A 21243-nucleotide genomic window follows, 5' to 3' on the forward strand; every position below is an offset into this window, starting at 1 on the left:
CAAGTCCTGCGGGTCCGGCCCGTCCTGTCGGTCGATCACCCGGCCGACGGTACCGCACAGGCCTCGGAGAATCCCTGGCTGGTCAGGCCGAATGCGCTGTTCACCCGGGAGCGCATGTTCTCCAGCGCGACCATCGTGGTGAGCTCCACGAAGGCCGGTTCGCCCAGGCGGGCGATCAACTCGGCGGCCATCGCGTCGGTGACGGTCGGCGCGGTGTCGGTCATCGCCTCCGCGTACTCCATGACCAGCCGCTCCAACGGGCTGAACACCTCGGGCGCCTCGCGCCAGACCGGCACCTTGCTGATCTTCAGCGCGTCCAGGCCGTGCCGGGTGCCCTCCCAGTAGCCGAAGTCCGTGCACCACGAGCAGTTGATCCGCACCGCCGTCGCCATCACGGCGAGTGTCTTCAGCAGCGGGTCCAGCTTGTTCCACTTGGCCACCCCGCGCTCGAAGCGCGCGTAGCCCATCAGCACGCCGCTGTGGTGCCCGTACGCCTGCCCGGGGTCCAGTACCTTGCCGTACGTGCGGCGCGAGTACCACTCCCCGAACCGCACCAGCAGCGTGCGCGGCGGGTTGAGCGAGATGCGAGCCATGACGTCGTCCTCCTCCGGAGCCGGGGGCCGGGCGGCCCCTCCACAGGACTGACAGGACAGCCACCGAAAACGTGACACGGGCCGAGCAGGCCGGCCTGCCGGGCCCGCTCGGCCCTGTGCGGCCCTGTGCGGCGATAAACCTCGAGCCGGGCACTTGACGAAGGGTTTACTATCTCGATGATCCGCTTTGAGGCTGGTCACATGAGCTGGAACTCTGCACAGAGTGGATACGGGGGATGGACACCATGGGTGTCGTCGTGGGCGCGGTCGGCGCAGTCATAGCCATAGTCGTCGTCGGACTGGTATGGACGGTCGTCCGCTCCTACAACCGGCTGATCAGGCTGCGTAACCAGACGCGGGCCTCGTGGGCCCAGATCGACGTGCAGCTGAAGCGGCGGCACGACCTGATCCCCAACCTCGTCGAGACGGCCGCCGAGTACGCCGCCCACGAGCGCGGCACCTTCGAGGCGGTCACCACCGCCCGCGGCGCCGCCGCCTCGCCCGACCTCGGGACGGCCGAGCGCGCCGAGGCGGAGAACGCACTCTCCTCCACGCTGGCCAGGTTGCTCGTCACCGCCGAGTCCTACCCGGAGCTGAAGGCCAGCCAGACCTTCCTCCGACTGCAGAGCGAGCTGGCCGGCGCCGAGGACAAGATCGCCTACGCCCGGCAGTTCTACAACGCCGCCGTGCAGTCCTACAACACCGCGCAGGAGTCCTTCCCCGGCAACCTGGTCGCCGGCCTGTCCGAGCACGCGCGCCAGGAGTACTTCGAGGCCGGGGCCGAGAGCCGCGAGAGCGTCCAGGTGAGATTCCGGTGAGCGTCAGCGCGGAGTTCGGCGCGGGCGGCGCGGCGGCCGTCGTCCTGTGGCTGCTCGCCTTCGGGCTGGTCCTGCTCGCCACCCGCAACGGGACGGTCCAGGCCGGCCCGGCCACCCAGGAGCTCGGCGACTCCCCCGAACCGCCCGCCGTGGTGAGCCTGCTCGCCAACGGCTGGCGCTCCACGGCCCACGCGGCCGAGTCCACCCTGCTCGACCTCGCGGCGCGCGGGCATCTCGAACTGCGCCAGGCCGGCGAGAACCCGGCCGACACCACCGTGCACCTCACGGACAACGCCCCGACCGTCCTGCGGCCCTACGAGCACCGGGTGCTGGCCCGGGTGACCGCCCAGGCCGGCACCGACGGCGCACCGATCGGAGCCGTCGCGTTCCGCGCGGCGAAGCAGGCGGCGACCTGGAACCGGCTGCTGCGGCGGGAGATCGTCGCGGAGGCCCGCCAACGCGGGCTCTCCCGGCCTCGCATCGGCAGCGCCCTGGGCACGACGCTGATGGCGGCGGCGGTCGTCCCGGCCGTGCTGTTCGGCCTGGCACTGCTGACCATCGGGGGCTCGCACGGCATCCGCGCGGGTCTCCTGGCCGGCGCGGTGACCTTCATCGTGCTGGTCTTCCTGCTGGCCACGGCGGTCACCGAGCGCGCCACCCCGGCGGGCCTGGACCGGGCCGGGCACTGGGCCGGCGTGCGCCAGTGGCTCGAAGCGCACGAGAGCTTCACCCAACTGCCGCCCGCCGCCGTCACGGTGTGGGAGCGCTACCTGGCGTACGGCGCGGCGCTGGACGTCACCGTACGGGTCAACCAGCTGCTCGACTTCGGCACCGGCAACCGCCGCCGGGTCTGGTCCGGGTACGGCGGCACCTGGCGCGAGGTGCGGATCCGCTACCCGCGGGTGTGGCCCGGCTACGGCGCCACCAACCGCGGTCTGCTGCAACGGGCCCTGGCCGCGGCCGTCGTGTCGGGCGGGCTCGCGCTCTTCGCCGAGCTCCGGCAGCAGTCCTGGACGGACGGCGGCGGCACCCTGGGCACCGGCCACGCGGTGCTGGCGCTCGGCTGGATGGTGCTCGCGTGGCTCGGCATCGCGTTGGCCGGGCGCTTCAGCCGGCTGACGGCGGGTCTCGTGTTCTTCGCGGGGGCGTTCGCCAACGGCGCCCTCGGCGACCGGATCGGAGACCGGGCACTGGACGGGTCGGGCCCGCTGCTCGGCGAGTGGGTCGCGATCGGGGTCTTCGCGGCGGTGGCCGGGTTCTATCTGGCGCTGGCCGTCCTGGACAGCAGGCCGGGCGTGACGATCACCGGCGAGGTGCTGCGGATCGAGTCGCGCTACAACGAGAAGTGGCCGAACTTCCTGGCCGTGGACGACGGTTCGGCCGACCGCACGGTCGCCTGGGCGCTGCCCGGGCCGCCCAGTGGCTTCGCCACCGGCAGCACGGTCCGGCTGACCGTGACGCCGTCCACCCGCCGGGTCCGCGTCGTCCAGGTCCTCGCCCTCGGCGCGGACTACAAGGCGCAGCAGCGCGAGCCGAACAGCACCATCAGCTGAGGCCAGCCGCAGGAGCCACCGGGGCCGCTCAGAACGAGCGGCCCTCGCTGTGCGGGACGTGCTCCTGCGGCGTGGGGTCGGGCCGGTCCCCGACGTCGCCGCAGAGGTTGTTGCTGAGGCGGGTGAGCAGTGCGGCGAGGTCGGCGAACTGCTTCTCGTCCCAGTCGCCGAGCAGTTGGGAGAGCTGGGAGCGGCGGGCGGCGAGCAGCTTCACGGCCATCGCCTCACCGGTCTCGGTGAGCCGCATCGGCAGGCCGTTGCGGTGCGCCAGCCCCCGGCCCTCGACCTCCCGGGCCGCCGCCTCGACCACCTGCGGGGGGATGATCCTCTGCTCGGCCAGCTCGGCCGGTTCCACCGAGCCCTGGCGGTGCATCTGCATCAGCAGCCAGCTGGAGGCCGGCTGGAGGTCGAGCCCGGCCTCGGCGGTGATCCGCCGGTAGAGATCGCGCCTGGCCTCCCGGCTGTTCAGGACGGTCAGCGCGCGGGCGATCTCGTCCACCGAGGAGCGCTCCACCGGGTTGATCCCGATCGCCTCGCCGAGGTCCGGCGCGGTGACGGTGGCGCGCAGTGGCTGCTCACGGACGAAGAGCGCCAGCACGAAGGCCACCGCCGCCACCGGCACCGCGTACAGGAAGACCTGGGTGATCGACGAGGAGTAGGCGTGCAGGACGTCGTGCTGGACCTGCGCCGGCAGGCTCTTCACCACCTGCGGGTCGGAGGTGATCGCGCTCGGCGAGAATCCGGCCGGGAGCGGGACGCCCGCCAGCGCGTCGTTCAGCCGCCGGTTGAGGCCGCTGGTGAAGATCGTGCCGAAGATCGAGACGCCGAAGGAGGCGCCGATCGAGCGGAAGAACGTGACGCCGGCGGTGGCCACGCCGAGGTCCTGGTAGCCGACGGAGTTCTGCACGATCAGCACCAGCACCTGGAGCACCAGGCCCAGGCCCAGGCCGAAGACCAGGAAGTAGAGGCTCATCACCAGCGTGCTGCTGTCCTGGGTGAGCCGGGAGAGCAGCAGCAGGCCCACCGTCACCACGGCGGTCCCGGCGATCGGGAAGATCCGGTAGTGCCCGGTCCGGGCGACGATCTGGCCGGAGCCGATCGAGGTGAGCAGCATGCCGAGCACCATCGGCAGCATGTGGATACCGGAGAGCGTCGGTGAGACGCCCTGCACCACCTGGAGGAAGGTCGGCAGGAAGGTCAGCGCGCCGAACATCGCGAAGCCGACCACGAAGGAGATCACCGCGACCAGGCTGAACGTGCGCGAGGCGAAGAGCCGCGGCGGCAGCACCGGCTCGTCGGCCCGGCGCTCGACGGCGATGAAGGCCACCAGCAGCAGCACGCCGAGCACGCCCAGACCGATCACCTGCCAGGAGGCCCACGGCCAGGTGACGCCGCCCAGTGAGGTCATCAGGACCAGGCAGGTGGCGACCGAGGCGATCAGCACGGTGCCCAGGTAGTCGATCCGGTGCTGGCGCTTGGTCTCGCTGGTGTGCAGCACCGCGGCGATGACGACCAGCGCGACGATGCCGATCGGCACGTTGATGTAGAAGACCCAGCGCCAGGACAGGTTGTCCACGAACAGCCCGCCGAGCAGCGGGCCGAGCACGCTGGTGGCGCCGAACACCGCGCCGAACAGGCCCTGGTACTTGCCCCGGTCGCGCGGCGGCACCAGGTCGCCGACGATCGCCTGGCTCAGCACGATCAGGCCGCCGCCGCCCAGGCCCTGCAAGGCCCGGAAGGCGATCAACTCGCCCATGTTCTGGGCGATTCCGCAGAGCACCGAGCCAATCAGGAAGATCACGATCGAGGCCTGGAAGAAGCGCTTGCGACCGTACATGTCGCCGAGCTTGCCCCAGAGCGGGGTGGCCGCCGTGGAGGCCAGCAGATAGGCGGTGACCACCCAGGAGAGATGTTCGAGGCCGCCGAGGTCGCTGACGATGGTGGGCAGCGCCGTGGAGACGATGGTCTGGTCGAGCGCGGCGATCAGCAGCGCCAGCAGCAGCGCCCCGATCGGCACCCAGAGGTTGTGGACGCCCGCCTCCTGGGAGATCGGCGGTTCGGGCTGCGCGTCGATGCGCTCGGGCTCGGCAGCCGGGTCCGCCATCGGGTCCTCCTTGCTGGGCGCTGATGCGGCGATCAGCTGACGAGTCGATGCGCGACGAATCGACACATCGACAATCTGATGATCACTCCGATTTCCTATCGTGTCAGATTTGCCCCGTTTTGCAGCACGGGACTGGGCCATCCGTAAGCCCGAAACCGGCGGTCAGCTCTGTTCGCCCACCGCCGCGTCCTGCATAATCGGGCGCGTTCGACCCGCTGTCAGCGATCCGAGGAGGAACGGCCCATGCAGGGAGGCCACTGCCCCGCATGCGGTGCCGCACAGACCGGTTACGGCTGCGGCTGCTTTGCGGACGCCACGGAGACTGCGGTCCTGCCGCAGGTCGAGGGCCCACCGCTGGTCCGGCCGTACGTGCCCGCCGTCAGCGCGGCCGCGGAGTGGTCCGAGGACCTGTACGGCACAGCGGTGCTCCCCGCCATGCCGGCGGCGCCGCCCGGCCCGCCCACCCAGCCGCCCGCGCCTGCGGCCGCGGGGCCGATGCCCTACATCCCCACGCAGCCGACCGCGGCACCGTCGACGCCGCGCGAGCTCGGCCTCTACCCCCTCTCCGCCGCGCCGCAGCCCGCCCCGGACGGGTCGCCGCGCGCCGCGGGGGACGCCACCGCGCCGCCAGGTTGGCGGTGGTCGGGGCGGGCGCCGGCGTGGTGGCCCTCGGCGTCGGGCTGGCCTTCGCGCTCGGATCCCCGCCGGACGTCCAGCACGACGCGCTGGTGCCGCTGCCCACCAGCGTCCCGGACCAGGCGCCGACCGGCGCTCCCACCCCGCCGCCCACCAGCGCGCCGCCCACCCTCGCTCCCAGCAGCCCACCCGCCACCTCGGCCAAACCGTCGGCGTCCGCCTCGCGTTCCAGACCCGCGGCCCGCCCGACCACGCAGACCCCGGTCTCGGTCACCAGCGCCCCCGCGCCGTCCGCGCCCGCCCCCAGCTCCGCCCCGCCCAGCCCCAGCAGCCCGCCACCGAGCCCGTCCGCCGCCCCGAGCACCTCGGCCCCGGCACAGACGCTGAGCTACAGCGACCGCGGCCCCCAGGTGACGACGCTTCAACACCAGCTGATGACCGCCGGCTGCGGCCGGCACCTGAACAGCGGCGTCTACGACGACGCGACCGAACAGGCGGTGGTCCTCCTCCAGGAGGAGAACCAGCTCTGGCAGGACCAGTGGGGCGTCTACGGCCCGCAGACCCGCGCCGCCCTGGAGTCCGGCACCACCTGCTGAGCCGCGCAAGCTCTAGCCGGTGATCGCCCCGACGATGCTGATCCCCGCCAGCACCAGCATCGCGGCAGCCGCGACCCGGATGATCACCTTCATCGGGACGTGCTTCAGCAGCTTCTGCCCGCCCACGATCGCCAGGCCGCCCACCGCGCACAGAGCCAGCCAGGCGCCCAGGCCCACCGAGAGCGGGTCGGCGTACTTGGCGGCCAGATTGGCGGTCATGATCTGGGTCAGGTCGCCGAACTCGGCCACCGCGACGACCAGGAAGCTGGTCCCGGCCACCTTCCAGAAGCTGCTGGAGGACGGCTCCTTCGCCTCGTGCGCCTCCTCGTCCTTGTGCAGCAGCAGCATCACCGCGCCGGCCAGGAAGAGCGCGCCGGTGACGCCCTCGACCCAGCGGTGCGGCAGCAGCGCCAGCAGGCTGCCGGCGACCAGCGCCAGGCCGACCTGCACCGCCATCGCCGCCGCCACCCCGGCGAAGACGTACGCGGCCCGGTAGCGGGTGCCGAGCATCAGCGCGGCCAGCGCCGTCTTGTCCGGCAGCTCGGCCAGGAAGATGATGCCGAAGGTGACGGCGAATACGCTCAGATCCATCGGGGTCGGTTCCCTAGGTTGGGGCTGCCCGGCCGATCCGCCTCATAAAAAAAGAGACCCCGGCCCGGCAGCACTGGTCATGATCACAGCACTGCGGCCGAAGGTCTCGCCAACACCCCGGTCACCGCGGATGTCCCGGGCGCCGGGCCTCCCGCGCGAGCGGGACGCCAGTATGTCGACGGTCCGGTGGAGGGCTACTCCCCTTCAACGCCCCCACTGTACCGGACGCCGTACCAGGCCCCGGCCCACCAGCTCCAGCACCACCACGATCGCCACCGCCTCGACCGCCAGCAGCGCCACCAGGACGAAGAGCTGCACCGCCCCCGCCGAGACCGGCGAGGCACCGCCGAGCAGCATGCCGACGAACGCGCCGGGGAGGGTGACCAGGCCCACCGTCCGGGTCTGGTCCAGCGCGGGTACCAGCGAGGTGGCCGCGGCCGTCCGGCAGATCTCCAGCCGGGCGTCCCGGTCGTCGAAACCGAGCGCCAGCGCGGCCTCCACCTCGCCGTGCCGCTGGGCCAGTTCGTCCAGTGCCCGGCGGCCGGCCAGCGAGGTCGCGGTCAGCCCGCCGCCGATCAGGATGCCCGCCACCGGGACGATCGACAGGCCCTGCCAGGGCAGCAGCCGGGCGCCGAGCAGCAGCGCCAGCACCGGCAGCACGCCCGCGCCGATCGGAGCCGCCGCCCAGGCCCACTCCCACCCCGGGGCGTCCGTCATCCGCCGGCCGGCCGTGCGCACCGCCACCGAGAACATCAGCAGCACGAACAGCGCCGTCCACCAGAGCGAGTGCACCACCCAGGTGATCACGAAGGCGACGGCCGCCAGCTGCACCACCGCCCGCAGCCCGGCGCGCAGCACCGCGTGGCCCTGCCCGAGCATCCCCCAGCCGGCCACCGCCACCGCCACGACCAGCAGCAGGACCATGGCGACGCCGAGGACCGGGGTCACCGGCAACAGCTGGTTGTTCGCCGAGGCGGCGAGCGGCATGGCGGTCAGATCCAGCTGACGAACCACATGTGGTCCCGCCAGACGGTCGTGGGGATCACCGCTCCGGTGTACAGCGGCAGGAAGTAGGCGAAGCAGACCACCACCGCCAGCACGATCGCCCCGGCCGCCGTCGCGCCGATCGCGCGCCGCTGCCGGCTGCTGCCCTCCGGGCCGAGCATCGCGCCCAGCATCTGGGCCACCGCCAGGCAGAGGAAGGGGACCAGCACCACCATGTAGAAGGAGAAGATGGTCCGCTGCTGGAAGCCGAACCACGGCAGGTAGATCGCCGCCACCGCGCACAGCACCGCGCCCGAGCGCCAGTCCCGGCGGAAGAACCACCGCCACAGCAGGTAGAGCAGCGCGAAGCAGGCCGTCCACCAGAGCAGCGGGGTGCCGAGCGCCAGGATCTGCGCCGTGCAGCCGTCGACGGCGGTGCAACCGTGCTGGCCGGCCGAGGAGTTCTCCACGTACATCGAGACCGGACGGCCCTGGACCAGCCAGCTCCAGGGGTTGGACTGGTACTGGTGCGGCGAGGTGAGCGTGGTGTTGAAGCGGTACATCTCCGCCTGGTAGTGCCACCAGCTGCGCAGCGCGGCGGGCAGCAGGCCGGAGCGGCCGTCCGCCCAGTGCCGGTCGTAGCCGCCGCTGGTGGCGAACCAGCCGGACCAGGCCGCCAGGTAGGTCCCGGCGGCCACCAGGACCAGCGAGCCGAAGGCCGGTGCCGCGTCGCGCCGCAGCATGCTGCGCAGCGGGTGGCGGGCACCGGCCCGACGGCGGGCGGCCTGGTCCCAGAGGACCGTCAGCAGACCGAAGGCGGCCAGGATCTGGACACCGTTCCACTTGACCGAGCAGGCGGCGCCGAGCAGCAGTCCGGCGGCCAGCCGCCAGGGCCGCAGGCCCAGTCGCACCCGGTCGCCGTCGACGCCCGCCATCCGGGCCCGGGTCTGGTCACGGTCGATCAGCAGGCAGCCGAAGGCGGCCAGCACGAAGAACATCAGGATGCCGTCCAGCAGCCCGACCCGGCTCATCACGAACTGCAGGCCGTCCACCGACATCAGCAGCGCCGCGGTGCAGCCGATCAGCGTGGAGCCGAAGAGCCGGCGGCCGATCCGGGCCAGCATCAGCACCGACAGGGTGCCGGCCACCGCGACCATCAGCCGCCAGCCGAAGGGGTGCAGACCGAAACCCCACTCCCCCAGCGAGATCACCCACTTGCCGAGCGGCGGGTGGGCGACGAAGGCCGGCTCCGGGGAGAGCGGGATGACCTGCGGCACCGCCAGGATCTGGTCGTTGGCGGTGGCCGGCCAGGTGCCCTCGTAGCCCTGCTGGAGCAGCGACCAGGCGTCCTTGGGGTAGTACGTCTCGTCGAAGACGAAGGCGTTGGGCAGCCCGAGGTTCCAGAACCGCAGCACGCCCGCGAAGAGCGCGACGGCGATCGGGCCGAGCCAGCCGGAGTGGCGCACTAGCCAGGACGTCCGCCCGGCCAGCGTGTCCAGCACGTTCAGGACGGGCGGCGGCCCGGCGTCCCGCGGACCGATGTCGAGCCGTTCGGTGACTGCCGTTTCTGCCATGACCCCACCGATGTCGACGCGCTGACCAGAGGACTGACCCTATGTCCCGGTGGCCAGCCTCGTCACCCTCTCATGCCGCCGTCTGGAGCTCACGGACCGGCACGAGGACCGCCTCCGGGGTGGCCTCCGCGCCCCGGACGTTGTCCTGGGCCGGCGTCAGGTAGCGCCGCAGACCGAGCGCCAGCACGACGATCAGCAGCGTGCAGCCGGTCATCGCGGCCAGGTAGACCGGCCACATCCCGGTGCCGATCAGCAGCACGCCGACGGCCGGGCCGACCGCGATGGCCAGCTGCTTCACCAGCGCGAACGCGGAGTTGTAGGTGCCCAGCAGCCGGGTCGGCGCCAGGTCGGCGACGATCGGGCCCAGGGTCGGGGCGAGCATCGACTCGCCGATCCCGAAGAGCACATAGATGGAGACGATCGCGACGGTCGCGGCCATCGCCTCGCCGCGGATCAGGCCGGCGAGCAGTGCGGCGGCCCAGGCGCCCAGCCAGATCACTCCGGTGGCCGCCATCGCGGTGGTCCGGCGGTGCCGCGCGGTGATCTTCACCATGAACATCTGCAGCACCACGATGGTCAGCGCGTTGGCACCGAGCGCCATGCCGAGGGTGGCGGGCGCGGTCCGCACGGTGTCGGTGGCGAAGGCCGCCACACCGGACTCGAACTGGCCGTAGCAGGTGAAGAAGATCAGGCCGGCGAGCAGGCAGAGCCGCAGCATCGCCTTGTCCGCCTTCAGCGCGCGCAGCCCGCTCGGAGCGTCGGAGACGGCCGCCAGCGCCACCGGGGTGGCGGTCAGGCCGTGGTCCCGGGCGATCTTGGCGGTGCCGGTGACGGCGCCCAGCGCCAGGAAGGCCAGCGCCTCGATGGTGAAGAGCCGGGTCAGGCTGGCCGGGTCGGAGACGTCGACGATCTGGCCGCCGACCAGCGCGCCGAAGCCCATGCCCAGGTTGACCAGGGTGAACTGCAGCGCGAAGGCGTGCGAGCGGGTCTTCGGGGTGGAGCAGCGCACGATCATCGTGGCCAGCGCCGGCTGGCAGGTGGTGACGCCGCCGCCGAAGAGGAAGGAGGAGACCAGCAGCGCGGCCGTGCCGGTGGCGTGCCCGAAGCTGAACGCGCCGGTGGCGGCCAGCGCGGCGCCGGCGAGCAGCACCGGGCGCGGCCCGTACCGGTCGATGCCGCGGCCCGCGAACGGCAGCACGAAGAGCGCGGCCAGCGCGAAGACGGTGAAGACCATGCCGGCGGCGAGCGAACCGAGCCCGCGCACCTGGTCCACGTACACGAACATGTACGGCATCGTGAACCCGCTGCCGAACGCGCTCAGCGCGTTGCCGACCTGGACCCGGCGCAGGGGGCCACCCGCTCCGGACGTGTGCTGCTTCTTCATGGGTGGACACCCCTTCAAGTTTTTAGGCTGCAAGATTTCAGAGCTAAAATATACAAACCGTAAGAGTGTGATGTCAAAGGCTTAACCGGAGCAGCGGAGCGTGGGAGACTGGGAACCATGACCGCTCCCAGACCCGCGCCGACGACCGCCCAAGAGCTGTCCGTCGACGAGCAGGTGGCCATCTACCAGCGGGAGTTCCCCACGGTGGACCCCCAGGTGGAGACCATCATGTCCACCCTGTCGCGGGTCGCCCGCCGGATGGGCGTGGCCTACACCCGCCAGATGAATGTGCTCGGAATCACCAGCGCGGAGTGGGAGGTGCTCAAGGCCCTGGTGGTCGCGGGCACCCCGTACCAGCTGGGACCGGGCGAGCTGGCCAAGCGGCTGGGCCTGACCCCGGCCGCGATGACCCACCGGATCGACCGGATGGTCGCGGAGGACCTGGTCACCCGGGAACGCGACGAGAGCAACCGGGTGCGGGTGATCATCGAGCTGACCGCGAACGGCCGCGACAAGTGGCTGGAGTCGATGCGGATGGCGGCGGTCTTCGAGGAGGAGCTGCTGCAGGACGTGGTGGGCGAGGAGCGGGCGGTGCTCTCCGGGATGCTCGGGCGGATGCTGCACCGGATCGAGGACAGCAACCGCTGACGGCCGCACGGCCGCTGGGCTGCCGAGCCGCTCGGGTGGCGGGCCCACGGGGGCTGCGCGAGGGTGAGGCGAGGGGGCGAAGACGCCCGTCCGGACCACCGCGCCGCTGGAGGCGAACACCATGTCCGTGGTCACCGCATACCCGCCCGGCACCCCGTGCTGGGTCGATCTGATGGCGCCCGACCAGCAGGCGGCCATCGACTTCTACCGCGACCTGTTCGGCTGGCAGGGCGAGCGGGGCCCCGACGAGTTCGGCGGTTACTGCGTGCTCACCCTCAAGGACAAGCCGGTGGCCGGTATCGGCACGGCCATGGCCATGAACGACCAGCCGCCGCCCCCCACCGCCTGGACCACCTACCTGGCCTCCGCCGACGCGGACGCCAGCGCGATCGGCATCGCGGCCGGCGGCGGGACACTGCTCACCCCGGTGATGGACGTCGGCACGGTCGGCCGGATGCTGATCGCCGCCGACCCGGCCGGCGCGGTGTTCGGCGTCTGGCAGCCGGTGGACTTCATCGGCTCGGAGATCGTCAACGAGCCCGGCGCGGTGGTCTGGAACGAGCTCAACACCGCCGACCCGGCCGGCGCCGCCGCCTTCTACCCGGCCGCGCTCGGCATCGGGGTCGCCCCGATGGAGGGGATGGACAGCTACTTCTCACTCACCGTGGGCGGCCGGACGGTCGCCGGCATGCAGGGCCTCGCCAGGCATCCGGCCGGCACCACCTCGCACTGGTCCACCTACTTCGCGGTGGACGACACCGACGCCATGGTGGACACCGCGGTGCGGGCCGGCGCCTCGCTGGTGGCAGCGGCCTTCGACACGCCGGTCGGGCGGATGGCGCCGATCCGGGACCCGCAGGGCGGCATCTTCTGGATGATCGCGCCCACCGAGCCCGGCCAGGCCTGAGCAACCGTCAGACCCGAACCCGCGGCTGGCCCCGCCGGCCGGGAGCGGACAGGCAGCACGACGGCCCGGACCGAGGAGTCGGTCCGGGCCGCCGCCTGGCACGGTGAGGGTCCGTCAGGGCCTCAAGGGGTCAGTGGTGTCGCGGGATCAGCAGGGGCCGTTGTCGGTCCAGACGCCCCACTGGCCGCTGAGCGAGGGGTCCTCGTTGGTGGTCCACCACTTGCTGGTGTAGTTGTGACCCTTCCAGGAGACCTTGGTACCGGCCGTCGCGTAGACCGCACTGGCGGACCAGCTCGGCGCGGTGCAGCTGCCGGACGGCAGGGTCGGCGAGGCGGACGGGCTCGACGGCAGGGTCGCGGACGCCGACGGGCTCGACGGGACCGTCGGGGACGCGGTGGGCGAACCGGTCGGGCTGCTGCTGGGGCTGCCGGTCGGCGAGGACGTCGGCGTCGGGGACGCGGTCGGCGCGGCCGGGCAGCCGGCGGCGGAGCCGTTGGTGGCGTTCACCATGGTGTCGAACAGCCCGGTCTGGGTGCCCAGGTCGTAGAGCGAGAAGGCGAACGAGCCGCCGAGGCCGTTGCAGTGCAGGTAGTCGGCCTTGGCCTGGATCGACTGGGTGTCCTCACCGCTCCAGAAGTTGGTGCCGTCGTAGAAGTACGCGGCCTTGGCGGTGTCGTCCCAGTAGGTGTCCGCCGGGTTGTCGACGACGCCGTTCAGCTCCTTGTACATCCGGATGCCGTTGACGTTGCCGGACATCGCGGCACCCGTCGCGGGACCGGTCGCGGGCTGGAACAGGCCGTGGTTCGGGCCGGCCGGCACGCCGGTCCAGCCACGGTAGTAGAACGGCACACCCATGTTGATCTTGTTGGCGGGGAAGCCGCCGACGATGCCGTACTGCGGGTCGCCGACGGTCCAGGCCTTGATGGCCTCGTCGATCGAGTACTTCGCGGTCCCGGGGGCGATCGCGCTGCTCGGGTCGTTCGGGTCCGAGTACAGCGGCGCCTGGTGGTTGGCCGGGCCGGTACCCTCCCAACCGCCATGCATGTCATAGGTCATGACATCCATGAAGGTGAGGTATTGACCGATCTTGTTGGTCTCGACGTTCTGGATCTTGTCCTGGCCGGCGCCGACCGCCGCGCTCAGCGCGTAGGTCTTGCCGTCCGTCTTGCCCTGTGCGTCCAGCTCCGAGCGGAGCTCGCCGAGCAGCGCGGTGTAGTTCTGCTTGTCGTTGGGGCTGGAGTGGTTGCCGGTGTGGCCGCCGCCGCCCGGGTACTCCCAGTCGATGTCGAAGCCGTCGAAGATGCCGGCGGCCGAGCCCGCGCCGCCGTAGCCGGCGTCGGTGGGCAGGTTGCCCTTGATGAACATATCGATGCAGGACGAGGCGAAGGCCTTGCGCGAGGCGTCGGTGGCGGCGACGTCGGAGAAGTACTTCGAGTAGGTCCACCCGCCGATCGACAGCAGGATCTTGAGGTTCGGGTTCTTCGCCTTCAGCTCCTTGAGCTGGTTGAAGTTGCCCGCGATCGGCTGGTTCCAGACGTCGGCCGTGCCGCTGACGCTGGTGGTGGCGTCGTAGGACTTCTCGTAGTCGGCGAACGCGTCCGCGGCGCCGTCACCGGCGTTCGGGTTGCTGTCGTCCTGCGAGGCGGCCTTGGTGGCCTCGAAACACTTCCCGCTGGTCGGGTCGATGTTCGCGAAGTCGTAGATCAGGTAGTCCAGTTTGCCGGCCACGCCGGTGTCCTGGATGGTCTTCGGGTAGTACGCGTTGGCGTACACCGACCACTGGTCGAAGTAGGCGACCTTGAGGCCGCCGCTGGTGGCCGCCGCCCCGGTGGTGTTGGCGGGCGTGGTGGCCGCGGCCTGGGCGGTCGCGGCGCCGCCGGTCAGCGAGAGGCTCGCGCCGAGCAGCAGCGAGGCGGTGGCGCCCAGGGCGATGGCGATGGCGCCGCGGGACCGGCGCGGCTTGGACCGATCCTGGACGGCCGGTCCCGGCGGGACAGAGCGAGTAGTCATGGGGTGCGTCACTCCTGGTTGTGGGGGCCCGCCGTGCCCGGGGAGGAAGTCGAGCGGGGTGGGGCCGCTCAGCCATGGGCATGACAGGGGTAGGGCGTGCGAGGACCTGCTGTGACGGACGCCGGAGAGCACCAGGACCGGCGTCAGTGGTCGAGACCACTGACGCCGGCTCAGGGGCTCCCTGCACCTGGGCATTAAAATGGACTAGACCAACTCCGACGTCAAGAGCCACTTGCGGGCCTTGAGCCGCCGTTAAGGTTCGGTCTCTTCGTGAAAGGCACCTGACCAGCGCGTAAACCTTTGATCAACATTTCACTCGAACCGACTTCGGGTCAGTCTTGAGATGTACGTCCGCTGCATCCTGCGGCCCATGCGGCGGACCGTCCGACTCCCCCTTGCGCGGCTCGTGCCGCTCCCGGTCCGCTCCCTAGCGTGGGAGGCGACAGTCCCGCCACCTCCGCCCGAGGACCACACCATGATCGAAGCCGTCGGCCTCACCAAGCGCTACGGCCCGAAAACCGCCGTCCAGGACCTGAGTTTCAGCGTCCGCCCCGGCATCGTCACCGGATTCCTCGGCCCCAACGGGGCCGGCAAGTCCACCACCATGCGGATGCTGCTCGGCCTGGACACCCCCAGCTCGGGCCACGCCGTCGTCAACGGCCGCCGGTACGCCGAGCACGCCGCGCCGCTGCGCGAGGTCGGCGCGATGCTGGAGGCGCGGGCCATCCACACCGGCCGCAGCGCCTACAACCACCTGCTCGCACTGGCCGCCACGCACGCCATCCCGCGCGCGCGGGTGGAGGAGGTCATCGACCTGGTCGGCCTGCGCGAGGTGGCCCGCCGACGGGCCGGCGGCTTCTCGCTCGGCATGGGCCAGCGGCTCGGCATCGCCTCGGCGCTGCTCGGCGACCCGGCCACCGTGATCCTGGACGAGCCGGTCAACGGGCTCGACCCCGAGGGCATCCTGTGGATCCGCAATCTGCTCAAGTCGCTGGCGAGCGAGGGCCGTACGGTCCTGGTCTCCTCGCACCTGATGAGCGAGATGGCCCTCACCGCCGAACACCTGATCGTGATCGGCCGCGGCAAGCTGATCGCCGATACCTCGGTCGCCGACTTCACCCGCAGCGCCTCGCAGGGCGGCGTGCTGGTCCGCACCCCCGACTCGGTCCGGCTGGGTGAACTGCTCGGCGCGCTGCCCGAGGTGACGGTGCGGAGCGACGACTCGGACGTCCAGCTGCTGACGGTGGAGGGCGCGCCGAGCGAGCGGATCGGCCGACTGGCCGCCGAACACGGGCTGGTGCTCTTCGAGCTGACGCCGCAACAGGCCTCGCTGGAGGAGGCGTTCATGGAACTCACCAAGGACTCCGTCGAGTACGAGGCCGTCGTCACCCCGTCCGAGCTGGTCAAGGAGCCCGCCGCATGAGCACCAGCATCGCCCCCTCCCCCGCCGCCGTCCCGACGGTCATCTCCACCAAGGCCGGCACCGGCAAGGTCACGCTGGCCCATGTGGTCAACGCCGAGTGGATCAAGTTCCGCACGCTGCGCTCGACGTACTACACGCTGCTCGCGGTCGTCGTCGCCGACATCGGCATCGGCATCGCGTCCTGCTACGGCGCCGTCGACCGCATCCAGCACCCGCGCCACGAGGGCCCGGGGCGCTTCCTGCAGGACTTCAGCCCCGCCGAGTGGAGCCTTCAGGGCTACAACCTGGCGCAGCTGGCACTCGGCGTGCTCGGCGTGCTGATCGTCACCGGCGAGTACTCCACCGGCATGATCCGCGCCAGCCTCTCGGCCGTGCCGCGTCGGCTGCCGATGCTCTGGGCCAAGGCGGCCGTGTTCGGCGTCGTGGCGGCCGTACTGTCCTGCGTGTGCGTGCTGACCTCGTTCTTCGTCGGCCAGTCGATCCTGTCGACCGTCCACGTGCAGACCACGATCTCCGCCCCCGGCGTCTCCCGGGTGGTCTTCGGCACCGCGCTGTACCTGACGGTGGTCGGCCTGCTCTCGGTCGCCCTGGGCACCATGATCCGCAACGCGGCGGGCGGCATCGCCACCCTGCTGGGCGTGCTCTTCATCGTCCCGCTGCTGGTCGAGGGCCTGCCCACCACCTGGCACGACCACATCGCGCCGTACCTGCCCAGCGCCGCCGGCTCCGCCGTCATGACGCTGAAGCAGGACCCGACGCTGCTCTCCCCCGGCACCGGCCTGCTCGTGCTCGCCGTCTACCTGGTCGTCGCCTACCTGGGCGCGGCCGTGGTGCTCAAGCGGCGCGATGCGTGATCGGCGGGCCGGACGGGATCGGCGGCCATAGGACAATGGCCCGATGACCACGTCCGACCTGCTCCCGGCAGCCCTCGGGCGGCGCTTCCCCGGCGCCGCCCGAGGGCTGGCCGGTCTGCGCGTGCGGCTGCTCACCCAGCGCTACCCCACGACGGTCGACTTCGGCTTCGCGCTCGTCGTCCTGGTGCTCACCGCCGCGACGCACGGCCGCCATCTGCACCACCACCCGGGGGTCTGGCTGCTCCAGGTCGCCCTGGTGCTGCCGCTGACCTTCCGGCGCCGGGCGCCGTACGCCGTCTTCGGGGTCACCGCCGCCGTCGCCTTCGTGCAGTGGCTGACCAGCGCGGGGATGCCGGCCGACATCGCCGTCCTGCTGGCGCTCTACACGGTCGCCGCGCACTGCCCGCGCCGCCGGACCCTGGTGGCCTACGGGGTCGCCGAACTCGGCGTGGTCCTGGCGGTGACCCGGTGGCTGCCGCACAACGCCTTCGACAGCCCCCTGGAGAGCTGGTGCAAGGCGGCCTTCATGCTCTCCGGCGCCACCACGGCCGCCGCCGTCCTGGGACTGAACGTCCGGGCCCGGCGGGCCCAGCTCGGCGCGCTGCGTGAACGCGCCCGCGAGCTGGAGCTCCAGCGCGACCAGCAGGCCGCCCTCGCGGTCGCCGAGGAGCGCTCGCGGATCGCCCGGGAGATGCACGACATCGTCACCCACAACCTCTCGGTGATGGTCGCCCTCGCCGACGGCGCGGTCTACGCCAACCCGCACGCCCCCGACCGGGCCACCGCCGCGATGCGGCAGTCCGCCGAGACCGGACGCCAGGCGCTCACCGACATGCGGCGCTTCCTCGGCGTCCTGCGCGCCGACGAACCCGACGCGCTGCGCCACCCGCAGCCCGGTCTGGGCCAGCTGGAGGCGCTGGCCGCGCAGGTCAGGGCCGCCGGGCTGCCCACCGAGCTGCGGCTGGACGGCGACAGCGCCGCGATCTCGCCCGGCGCCCAGCTGACCGTCTACCGGCTGGTGCAGGAGTCGCTGACCAACACGCTCAAGCACACCGCGCCCGGTGCCCGCGCGGTCGTCGTGGTGCGGTGTTCGGCCGCCGCCGTGCAGCTGGAGGTCCGCGACGACGGCCGGGCCGTCCCGGGCGGCAGCGGGAGCGGGAGCGGCGGCGGGCCGGGCGGGAGCGCGCACGTCGGCCACGGGCTGGCCGGCATGCGCGAGCGGGCCGCCGCGTACGGTGGCGGCCTGACCGCCGGGCCGCTGCCCGGCGGTGGCTGGCGGGTGGCCGTCACCCTCGATCTCGGACCCGACCCCCAGGAGGTACCGCCGTCATGACCATCCGCGTGCTGCTGGTGGACGACCAACCGCTGCTGCGGGTCGCCTTCACCCTGGTGCTGGACTCGCAGCCGGACATGGCGGTGGCGGGCGAGGCCGGCGACGGCGCCGAGGCCGTCCGGCTGGCCGCCGAGCAGCGGCCCGACGTGGTGCTGATGGACGTCCGGATGCCCGGCATGGACGGCATCGAGGCCACCCGGCGGATCGTCGAGCACTGCCCGGACACCAAGGTGCTCATCCTGACCACCTTCGACCTGGACGAGTACGCCTTCGCCGGGCTGCGCGCCGGGGCCTCCGGTTTCCTGCTGAAGAACGCCCAGCCGGACGAACTGCTCAGCGCGATCCGCTCGGTGGCCGCCGGGGACGCCGTGGTCGCGCCCCGGATCACCCGGCTGCTGCTGGACACCTTCGCCTCCCACCTGCCCACCGACGGCGGCGGCCCCGCCCGCGGCGAGCAGGCCATCGAGGCGCTGACCGCGCGCGAGCGCAGCGTGCTGGTGCAGGTGGCGCGCGGACTCTCCAACTCCGAGGTCGCCGCGGAGCTGTACCTCGCGGAGGCCACCGTGAAGACGCATGTCAGCCGGATCCTGCTCAAGCTGGGGCTGCGCGACCGCGTGCAGGCCGTCGTCTTCGCCTACGAGAACCGCCTGGTGCGCCCGGCCTGACACGCACTCCCTCGCTTTTTCCCGCTCCCCGGACCGGCCCCGGTGCGAGAATCGAACGATGAACGCCCTACCTCCCGCCCAGCAGCGTCGCACCACCGCCCTGCGGGCCTGCGAACGGATCCTCTCCGAGGGACGGCCGGTGACGATGCGGGAGCGACTGGCCGCACTCGCCCGCGTCGACGGCCTCGACGCGCCGCCCGACTTCTACGGCGACGGCGGCCCGGTACGGCAGCTGGAGGAGCGGGTGGCCGGCCTGCTCGGCACCGAGGACTGCGTCTTCTTCCCGACCGGCACGATGGCCCAGCAGGTCGCCCTGCGCTACGGCGCCGAGCTGACCGGCCGCAACGCCGTCGCGCTCCACCCGCTCAGCCACCTGGAGCGCCACGAGCGGAACGCCTACACCCAGCTCACCGGCCTGCGCGGGCTCTGGCCCAGCACCGCCGCACGCCAGCCCTCGGCGGCCGAACTCGCCGCACTGGGACAGCCGTTCGGCACTCTGACCGTCGAACTGCCGCTGCGCGACGCCGGGTTCCTGCTGCCCAGCTGGGAGGAGCTGGTCGAGCTGACCGCAGCAGCCCGCGCCACCGGCGCCCGGGTGCACTTCGACGGCGCCCGGATCTGGGACACCACGGTCCACTTCGGCCGCCCGCTGGAGGAGATCGCCGCCCTCGCGGACAGCACCTACGTCTCCTTCTACAAGACGCTCGGCGGGATCAGCGGCGCGGCCCTGGCCGGCACCACCGAGCTGGCCGCGTACGCGCGCACCTGGCGCCACCGGTACGGCGGCACGCTCCCCCAGCAGTGGCCGGCCGCGCTCGCCGCGCTCAGCGGCCTGGACACCGAGCTCCCGCGCGTGCCCGGCTACGTCCAGCACGCCCGGGTCGTCGCCGCGGCCCTCGCCGCGCTCCCCGGCGCCCGGGTCAACCCGCTGCCGCCGCACACCCACCGCTTCCAGCTCTGGCTGCCGCACCCGGCCGAGGCCCTCAACCAAGCGGTCCTCACCCTTGCCGAGGAGCAGCGGGTCTGGTTCGTGGACCGCTGGCAGGACAGCGTCGCCCCCGGCCAGTCGATGACGGAGGTCACCATCGCCGGCTCGGGCCTGGACTGGACCGCCGCCGAGGTAGTCGAAGCGGGCGAGCACGTCATCGCGCTGGCCCGCCGCGCCGGGTGACCTGCCGGTCAGAGCCGGTCGATGGCCGTGAGGTCGATGTCGATCGTGAACGGGACACCGGTCTTCAGCCGCTCGTGATGGATGCCGGTCACCACATACGTGCGGGTGGCCGGCTCCAGCTCGAAGACGTAGACCACCGGGCGACGGCCCTCGGCCTTCTCGACCCGCCAGAAGTGCGGGATGCCCGCCTGGGCGTACTTGCGGGGTTTGGTGTCGCGGTCGCGCTCGACGGACTCGGGCGAGACCACCTCGACGGCGAGCAGCACGTCAGCGGCCTGGAAGCCGGTCTCTTCGGCATCCTCGCTGACGGCCGACGCCTGGACCACACAGATATCGGGTTCGGGGCGGTCGCGGGGGCCGAGCGTGACCGTCATCTCGCGAACCACCTGGAGGTCCTCAGGCGCCGTCGACCGAAGTCCTTGCTCAAGCAGGTACATGACCAGCGAGTGGAAGAACTTCTGCGGGCTCATAAAGACCAGGCTCCCGTCGAGCAACTCCGTGTGCGGCGGGAGGTCGGGCAGGCGGTCGAGATCGTCGGCGGTGAAGCCGCCCACGGGCGGGATCAGCCAGTCAGGTACAGCGGTCATGGTTCCTCCCATGGGGCGATCCTCACCGACAGGCCCAGAGTAGCGGGAGGGAGCGGCGTGAGGACCACACCACCGAGTGAGTCATTCCCATCAATGATCAGTAGCGCAGGGCGGCGCCCACCGAGGCCTTGACGGTGCCGGTGAGGGTGCGGTTGCTGCGGGCGGTGAGCCCGGCGACCTGGCCGGCGGCGAGCGAGGGGAAGGTGACGATCGTGGTGTCGAGCAGGTTGCCGGAGGCGTCCTTGAAGTCGACCTTGACCGTGTAACGGTTCGCCTCGGACTGGTGGTTGGTGACGGTGACCGCGACGTCGCTGCGACCGTCCGAGCCGGCGGTCACCTCGCCGAGGGTCACGTCACCGGTGGCGTCGAGGCCGCCCGGGATACCTGCCAGGGCGGACTGCGCCGAGGAGGCGGCGGACGCCACGGCGGACGCGCCGGCGGAGCCGAGCCCGCCGGCCGCCGAGGCCGCCTGCGAGCCGAGGGACTGTGCGGCGGAGGCCGCCTGCGACCCGACGGACTGCCCGGCGGAGGCCGCCTGCGAGGCCAGTGACTCGGCGGCGGACTGGGCCTGCGAGGCCAGCGACTGGGCCGCCGCCGCTGCCGAGGAGGCCGCCGAGGTCGCCTTGGCGGTGGTGCTGGAGGAGCAGCCGGCCGCCCCCGCCGTCCCCAGCAGGGTCACGGCGATCAGGAGCGCGGCGGGGGCGTGCGGGCGGCGGGCGGAGCGGGACGGCGGGCGGACCATGGCGGCCTCTTCCTGGATGCGACGGAGGTCCCCTTCACCCTTCGTCAGGTGGGGGGACCTCGCTAGCCGG

General features: G+C 72.1%; 19 protein-coding genes. 10 read left to right on the plus strand and 9 right to left on the minus strand.

The window, feature by feature from the left end; all coding sequences use genetic code 11:
- Window positions 1–35: 35 nt before the first annotated feature.
- Complete coding sequence (locus BS80_RS36015) at window positions 36–593, minus strand: carboxymuconolactone decarboxylase family protein (RefSeq protein WP_035805890.1); 558 nt, start codon at window positions 591–593, stop codon at window positions 36–38.
- 236 nt (window positions 594–829) lie between these two features.
- On the opposite strand from BS80_RS36015, the gene BS80_RS42190 reads away from it, so the two are divergent.
- Window positions 830–1411: a LemA family protein gene (locus tag BS80_RS42190; protein ID WP_198045702.1), complete on the plus strand. Its 582-nt coding sequence runs from the start codon at window positions 830–832 to the stop codon at window positions 1409–1411.
- Window positions 1408–2964 carry a DUF2207 family protein gene (locus BS80_RS36025; protein ID WP_035805891.1) on the plus strand — a complete coding sequence of 519 codons (1557 nt, stop codon included), beginning with the start codon at window positions 1408–1410 and terminating at the stop codon, window positions 2962–2964. Before BS80_RS42190 ends, BS80_RS36025 begins: the two co-directional genes overlap by 4 nt.
- Before the next feature lie 28 nt (window positions 2965–2992).
- Here BS80_RS36025 and BS80_RS36030 read toward each other — a convergent pair whose 3' ends face one another.
- The gene (locus tag BS80_RS36030; RefSeq protein ID WP_051967643.1) at window positions 2993–5068 is read right to left on the minus strand and encodes an MFS transporter; all 2076 of its coding nucleotides are present in this window, start codon (window positions 5066–5068) and stop codon (window positions 2993–2995) included.
- A 638-nt stretch (window positions 5069–5706) separates the two neighbouring features.
- On the opposite strand from BS80_RS36030, the gene BS80_RS36035 reads away from it, so the two are divergent.
- Window positions 5707–6300 (plus strand): peptidoglycan-binding domain-containing protein, encoded by a 594-nt coding sequence (locus tag BS80_RS36035; protein WP_051967644.1) that lies wholly within the window; start codon window positions 5707–5709, stop codon window positions 6298–6300.
- 12 nt (window positions 6301–6312) lie between these two features.
- Here the strand turns inward: BS80_RS36035 and BS80_RS36040 are convergent, their stop codons facing one another.
- From BS80_RS36040 to BS80_RS36055, 4 genes are all read right to left on the minus strand, one after another.
- Window positions 6313–6891: a TMEM165/GDT1 family protein gene (locus BS80_RS36040; RefSeq protein ID WP_035805892.1), complete on the minus strand. Its 579-nt coding sequence runs from the start codon at window positions 6889–6891 to the stop codon at window positions 6313–6315.
- A 204-nt stretch (window positions 6892–7095) separates the two neighbouring features.
- Window positions 7096–7878 carry an ABC transporter permease gene (locus tag BS80_RS36045; RefSeq protein ID WP_035805894.1) on the minus strand — a complete coding sequence of 261 codons (783 nt, stop codon included), beginning with the start codon at window positions 7876–7878 and terminating at the stop codon, window positions 7096–7098.
- Window positions 7879–7883: 5 nt separating this feature from the next.
- Window positions 7884–9449 (minus strand): dolichyl-phosphate-mannose--protein mannosyltransferase, encoded by a 1566-nt coding sequence (locus BS80_RS36050; protein ID WP_051967645.1) that lies wholly within the window; start codon window positions 9447–9449, stop codon window positions 7884–7886.
- 70 nt (window positions 9450–9519) lie between these two features.
- Window positions 9520–10833, minus strand: coding sequence for an MFS transporter (locus BS80_RS36055; RefSeq protein ID WP_035805896.1), 1314 nt, complete (start codon window positions 10831–10833; stop codon window positions 9520–9522).
- Window positions 10834–10950: 117 nt separating this feature from the next.
- Between BS80_RS36055 and BS80_RS36060 the strand changes: the two genes are divergently transcribed.
- Window positions 10951–11481, plus strand: coding sequence for a MarR family winged helix-turn-helix transcriptional regulator (locus BS80_RS36060; protein WP_035805898.1), 531 nt, complete (start codon window positions 10951–10953; stop codon window positions 11479–11481).
- Window positions 11482–11602: 121 nt separating this feature from the next.
- Window positions 11603–12388 (plus strand): VOC family protein, encoded by a 786-nt coding sequence (locus BS80_RS36065; protein WP_035805900.1) that lies wholly within the window; start codon window positions 11603–11605, stop codon window positions 12386–12388.
- A 147-nt stretch (window positions 12389–12535) separates the two neighbouring features.
- Here the strand turns inward: BS80_RS36065 and BS80_RS36070 are convergent, their stop codons facing one another.
- Window positions 12536–14398, minus strand: a complete 1863-nt coding sequence (locus BS80_RS36070; RefSeq protein WP_051967646.1) for a glycosyl hydrolase family 18 protein — start codon at window positions 14396–14398, stop codon at window positions 12536–12538.
- A 475-nt stretch (window positions 14399–14873) separates the two neighbouring features.
- Between BS80_RS36070 and BS80_RS36075 the strand changes: the two genes are divergently transcribed.
- The 5 genes from BS80_RS36075 to BS80_RS36095 are packed head-to-tail and all read left to right on the plus strand — an operon-like array spanning window position 14874 to window position 19844.
- Window positions 14874–15821 (plus strand): ABC transporter ATP-binding protein, encoded by a 948-nt coding sequence (locus tag BS80_RS36075; RefSeq protein WP_035805902.1) that lies wholly within the window; start codon window positions 14874–14876, stop codon window positions 15819–15821.
- Entirely contained in the window at window positions 15818–16675 is an 858-nt protein-coding gene (locus BS80_RS36080; protein WP_063772152.1) for an ABC transporter permease, read from the plus strand. Before BS80_RS36075 ends, BS80_RS36080 begins: the two co-directional genes overlap by 4 nt.
- A gap of 43 nt (window positions 16676–16718) precedes the next feature.
- Window positions 16719–18008, plus strand: a complete 1290-nt coding sequence (locus tag BS80_RS36085; RefSeq protein WP_035805904.1) for a sensor histidine kinase — start codon at window positions 16719–16721, stop codon at window positions 18006–18008.
- Complete coding sequence (locus tag BS80_RS36090; protein ID WP_035805907.1) at window positions 18005–18673, plus strand: response regulator; 669 nt, start codon at window positions 18005–18007, stop codon at window positions 18671–18673. The genes BS80_RS36085 and BS80_RS36090 overlap by 4 nt, the downstream gene beginning before the upstream one ends.
- A gap of 58 nt (window positions 18674–18731) precedes the next feature.
- Window positions 18732–19844: a threonine aldolase family protein gene (locus BS80_RS36095; protein ID WP_035805908.1), complete on the plus strand. Its 1113-nt coding sequence runs from the start codon at window positions 18732–18734 to the stop codon at window positions 19842–19844.
- A gap of 8 nt (window positions 19845–19852) precedes the next feature.
- On the opposite strand, the gene BS80_RS36100 is transcribed toward BS80_RS36095, so the two are convergent.
- Together BS80_RS36100 and BS80_RS36105 are read right to left on the minus strand one after the other, a co-directional pair.
- The gene (locus BS80_RS36100) at window positions 19853–20431 is read right to left on the minus strand and encodes a Uma2 family endonuclease (protein ID WP_035805910.1); all 579 of its coding nucleotides are present in this window, start codon (window positions 20429–20431) and stop codon (window positions 19853–19855) included.
- A 97-nt stretch (window positions 20432–20528) separates the two neighbouring features.
- Window positions 20529–21173: a hypothetical protein gene (locus BS80_RS36105; protein ID WP_051967647.1), complete on the minus strand. Its 645-nt coding sequence runs from the start codon at window positions 21171–21173 to the stop codon at window positions 20529–20531.
- Window positions 21174–21243: the final 70 nt, after the last annotated feature.

The sequence above is a fragment of the Kitasatospora mediocidica KCTC 9733 genome (assembly GCF_000744225.1).
Lineage (GTDB): Bacteria > Actinomycetota > Actinomycetes > Streptomycetales > Streptomycetaceae > Kitasatospora > Kitasatospora mediocidica.

Coding starts and splice junctions, on each gene's coding strand:
- BS80_RS36065 (WP_035805900.1), top strand. CDS start 11,603: ATGTCCGTGGTCACCGCATACCCGCCCGGCACCCCGTGCTGGGTCGAT.
- BS80_RS36055 (WP_035805896.1), bottom strand. CDS start 10,833: ATGAAGAAGCAGCACACGTCCGGAGCGGGTGGCCCCCTGCGCCGGGTC.
- BS80_RS36080 (WP_063772152.1), top strand. CDS start 15,818: ATGAGCACCAGCATCGCCCCCTCCCCCGCCGCCGTCCCGACGGTCATC.
- BS80_RS36040 (WP_035805892.1), bottom strand. CDS start 6,891: ATGGATCTGAGCGTATTCGCCGTCACCTTCGGCATCATCTTCCTGGCC.
- BS80_RS36095 (WP_035805908.1), top strand. CDS start 18,732: ATGAACGCCCTACCTCCCGCCCAGCAGCGTCGCACCACCGCCCTGCGG.
- BS80_RS36030 (WP_051967643.1), bottom strand. CDS start 5,068: ATGGCGGACCCGGCTGCCGAGCCCGAGCGCATCGACGCGCAGCCCGAA.
- BS80_RS36015 (WP_035805890.1), bottom strand. CDS start 593: ATGGCTCGCATCTCGCTCAACCCGCCGCGCACGCTGCTGGTGCGGTTC.
- BS80_RS36085 (WP_035805904.1), top strand. CDS start 16,719: ATGACCACGTCCGACCTGCTCCCGGCAGCCCTCGGGCGGCGCTTCCCC.
- BS80_RS36050 (WP_051967645.1), bottom strand. CDS start 9,449: ATGGCAGAAACGGCAGTCACCGAACGGCTCGACATCGGTCCGCGGGAC.
- BS80_RS36070 (WP_051967646.1), bottom strand. CDS start 14,398: ATGACTACTCGCTCTGTCCCGCCGGGACCGGCCGTCCAGGATCGGTCC.
- BS80_RS36100 (WP_035805910.1), bottom strand. CDS start 20,431: ATGACCGCTGTACCTGACTGGCTGATCCCGCCCGTGGGCGGCTTCACC.
- BS80_RS36090 (WP_035805907.1), top strand. CDS start 18,005: ATGACCATCCGCGTGCTGCTGGTGGACGACCAACCGCTGCTGCGGGTC.
- BS80_RS36045 (WP_035805894.1), bottom strand. CDS start 7,878: ATGCCGCTCGCCGCCTCGGCGAACAACCAGCTGTTGCCGGTGACCCCG.
- BS80_RS42190 (WP_198045702.1), top strand. CDS start 830: ATGGACACCATGGGTGTCGTCGTGGGCGCGGTCGGCGCAGTCATAGCC.
- BS80_RS36060 (WP_035805898.1), top strand. CDS start 10,951: ATGACCGCTCCCAGACCCGCGCCGACGACCGCCCAAGAGCTGTCCGTC.
- BS80_RS36075 (WP_035805902.1), top strand. CDS start 14,874: ATGATCGAAGCCGTCGGCCTCACCAAGCGCTACGGCCCGAAAACCGCC.
- BS80_RS36105 (WP_051967647.1), bottom strand. CDS start 21,173: ATGGTCCGCCCGCCGTCCCGCTCCGCCCGCCGCCCGCACGCCCCCGCC.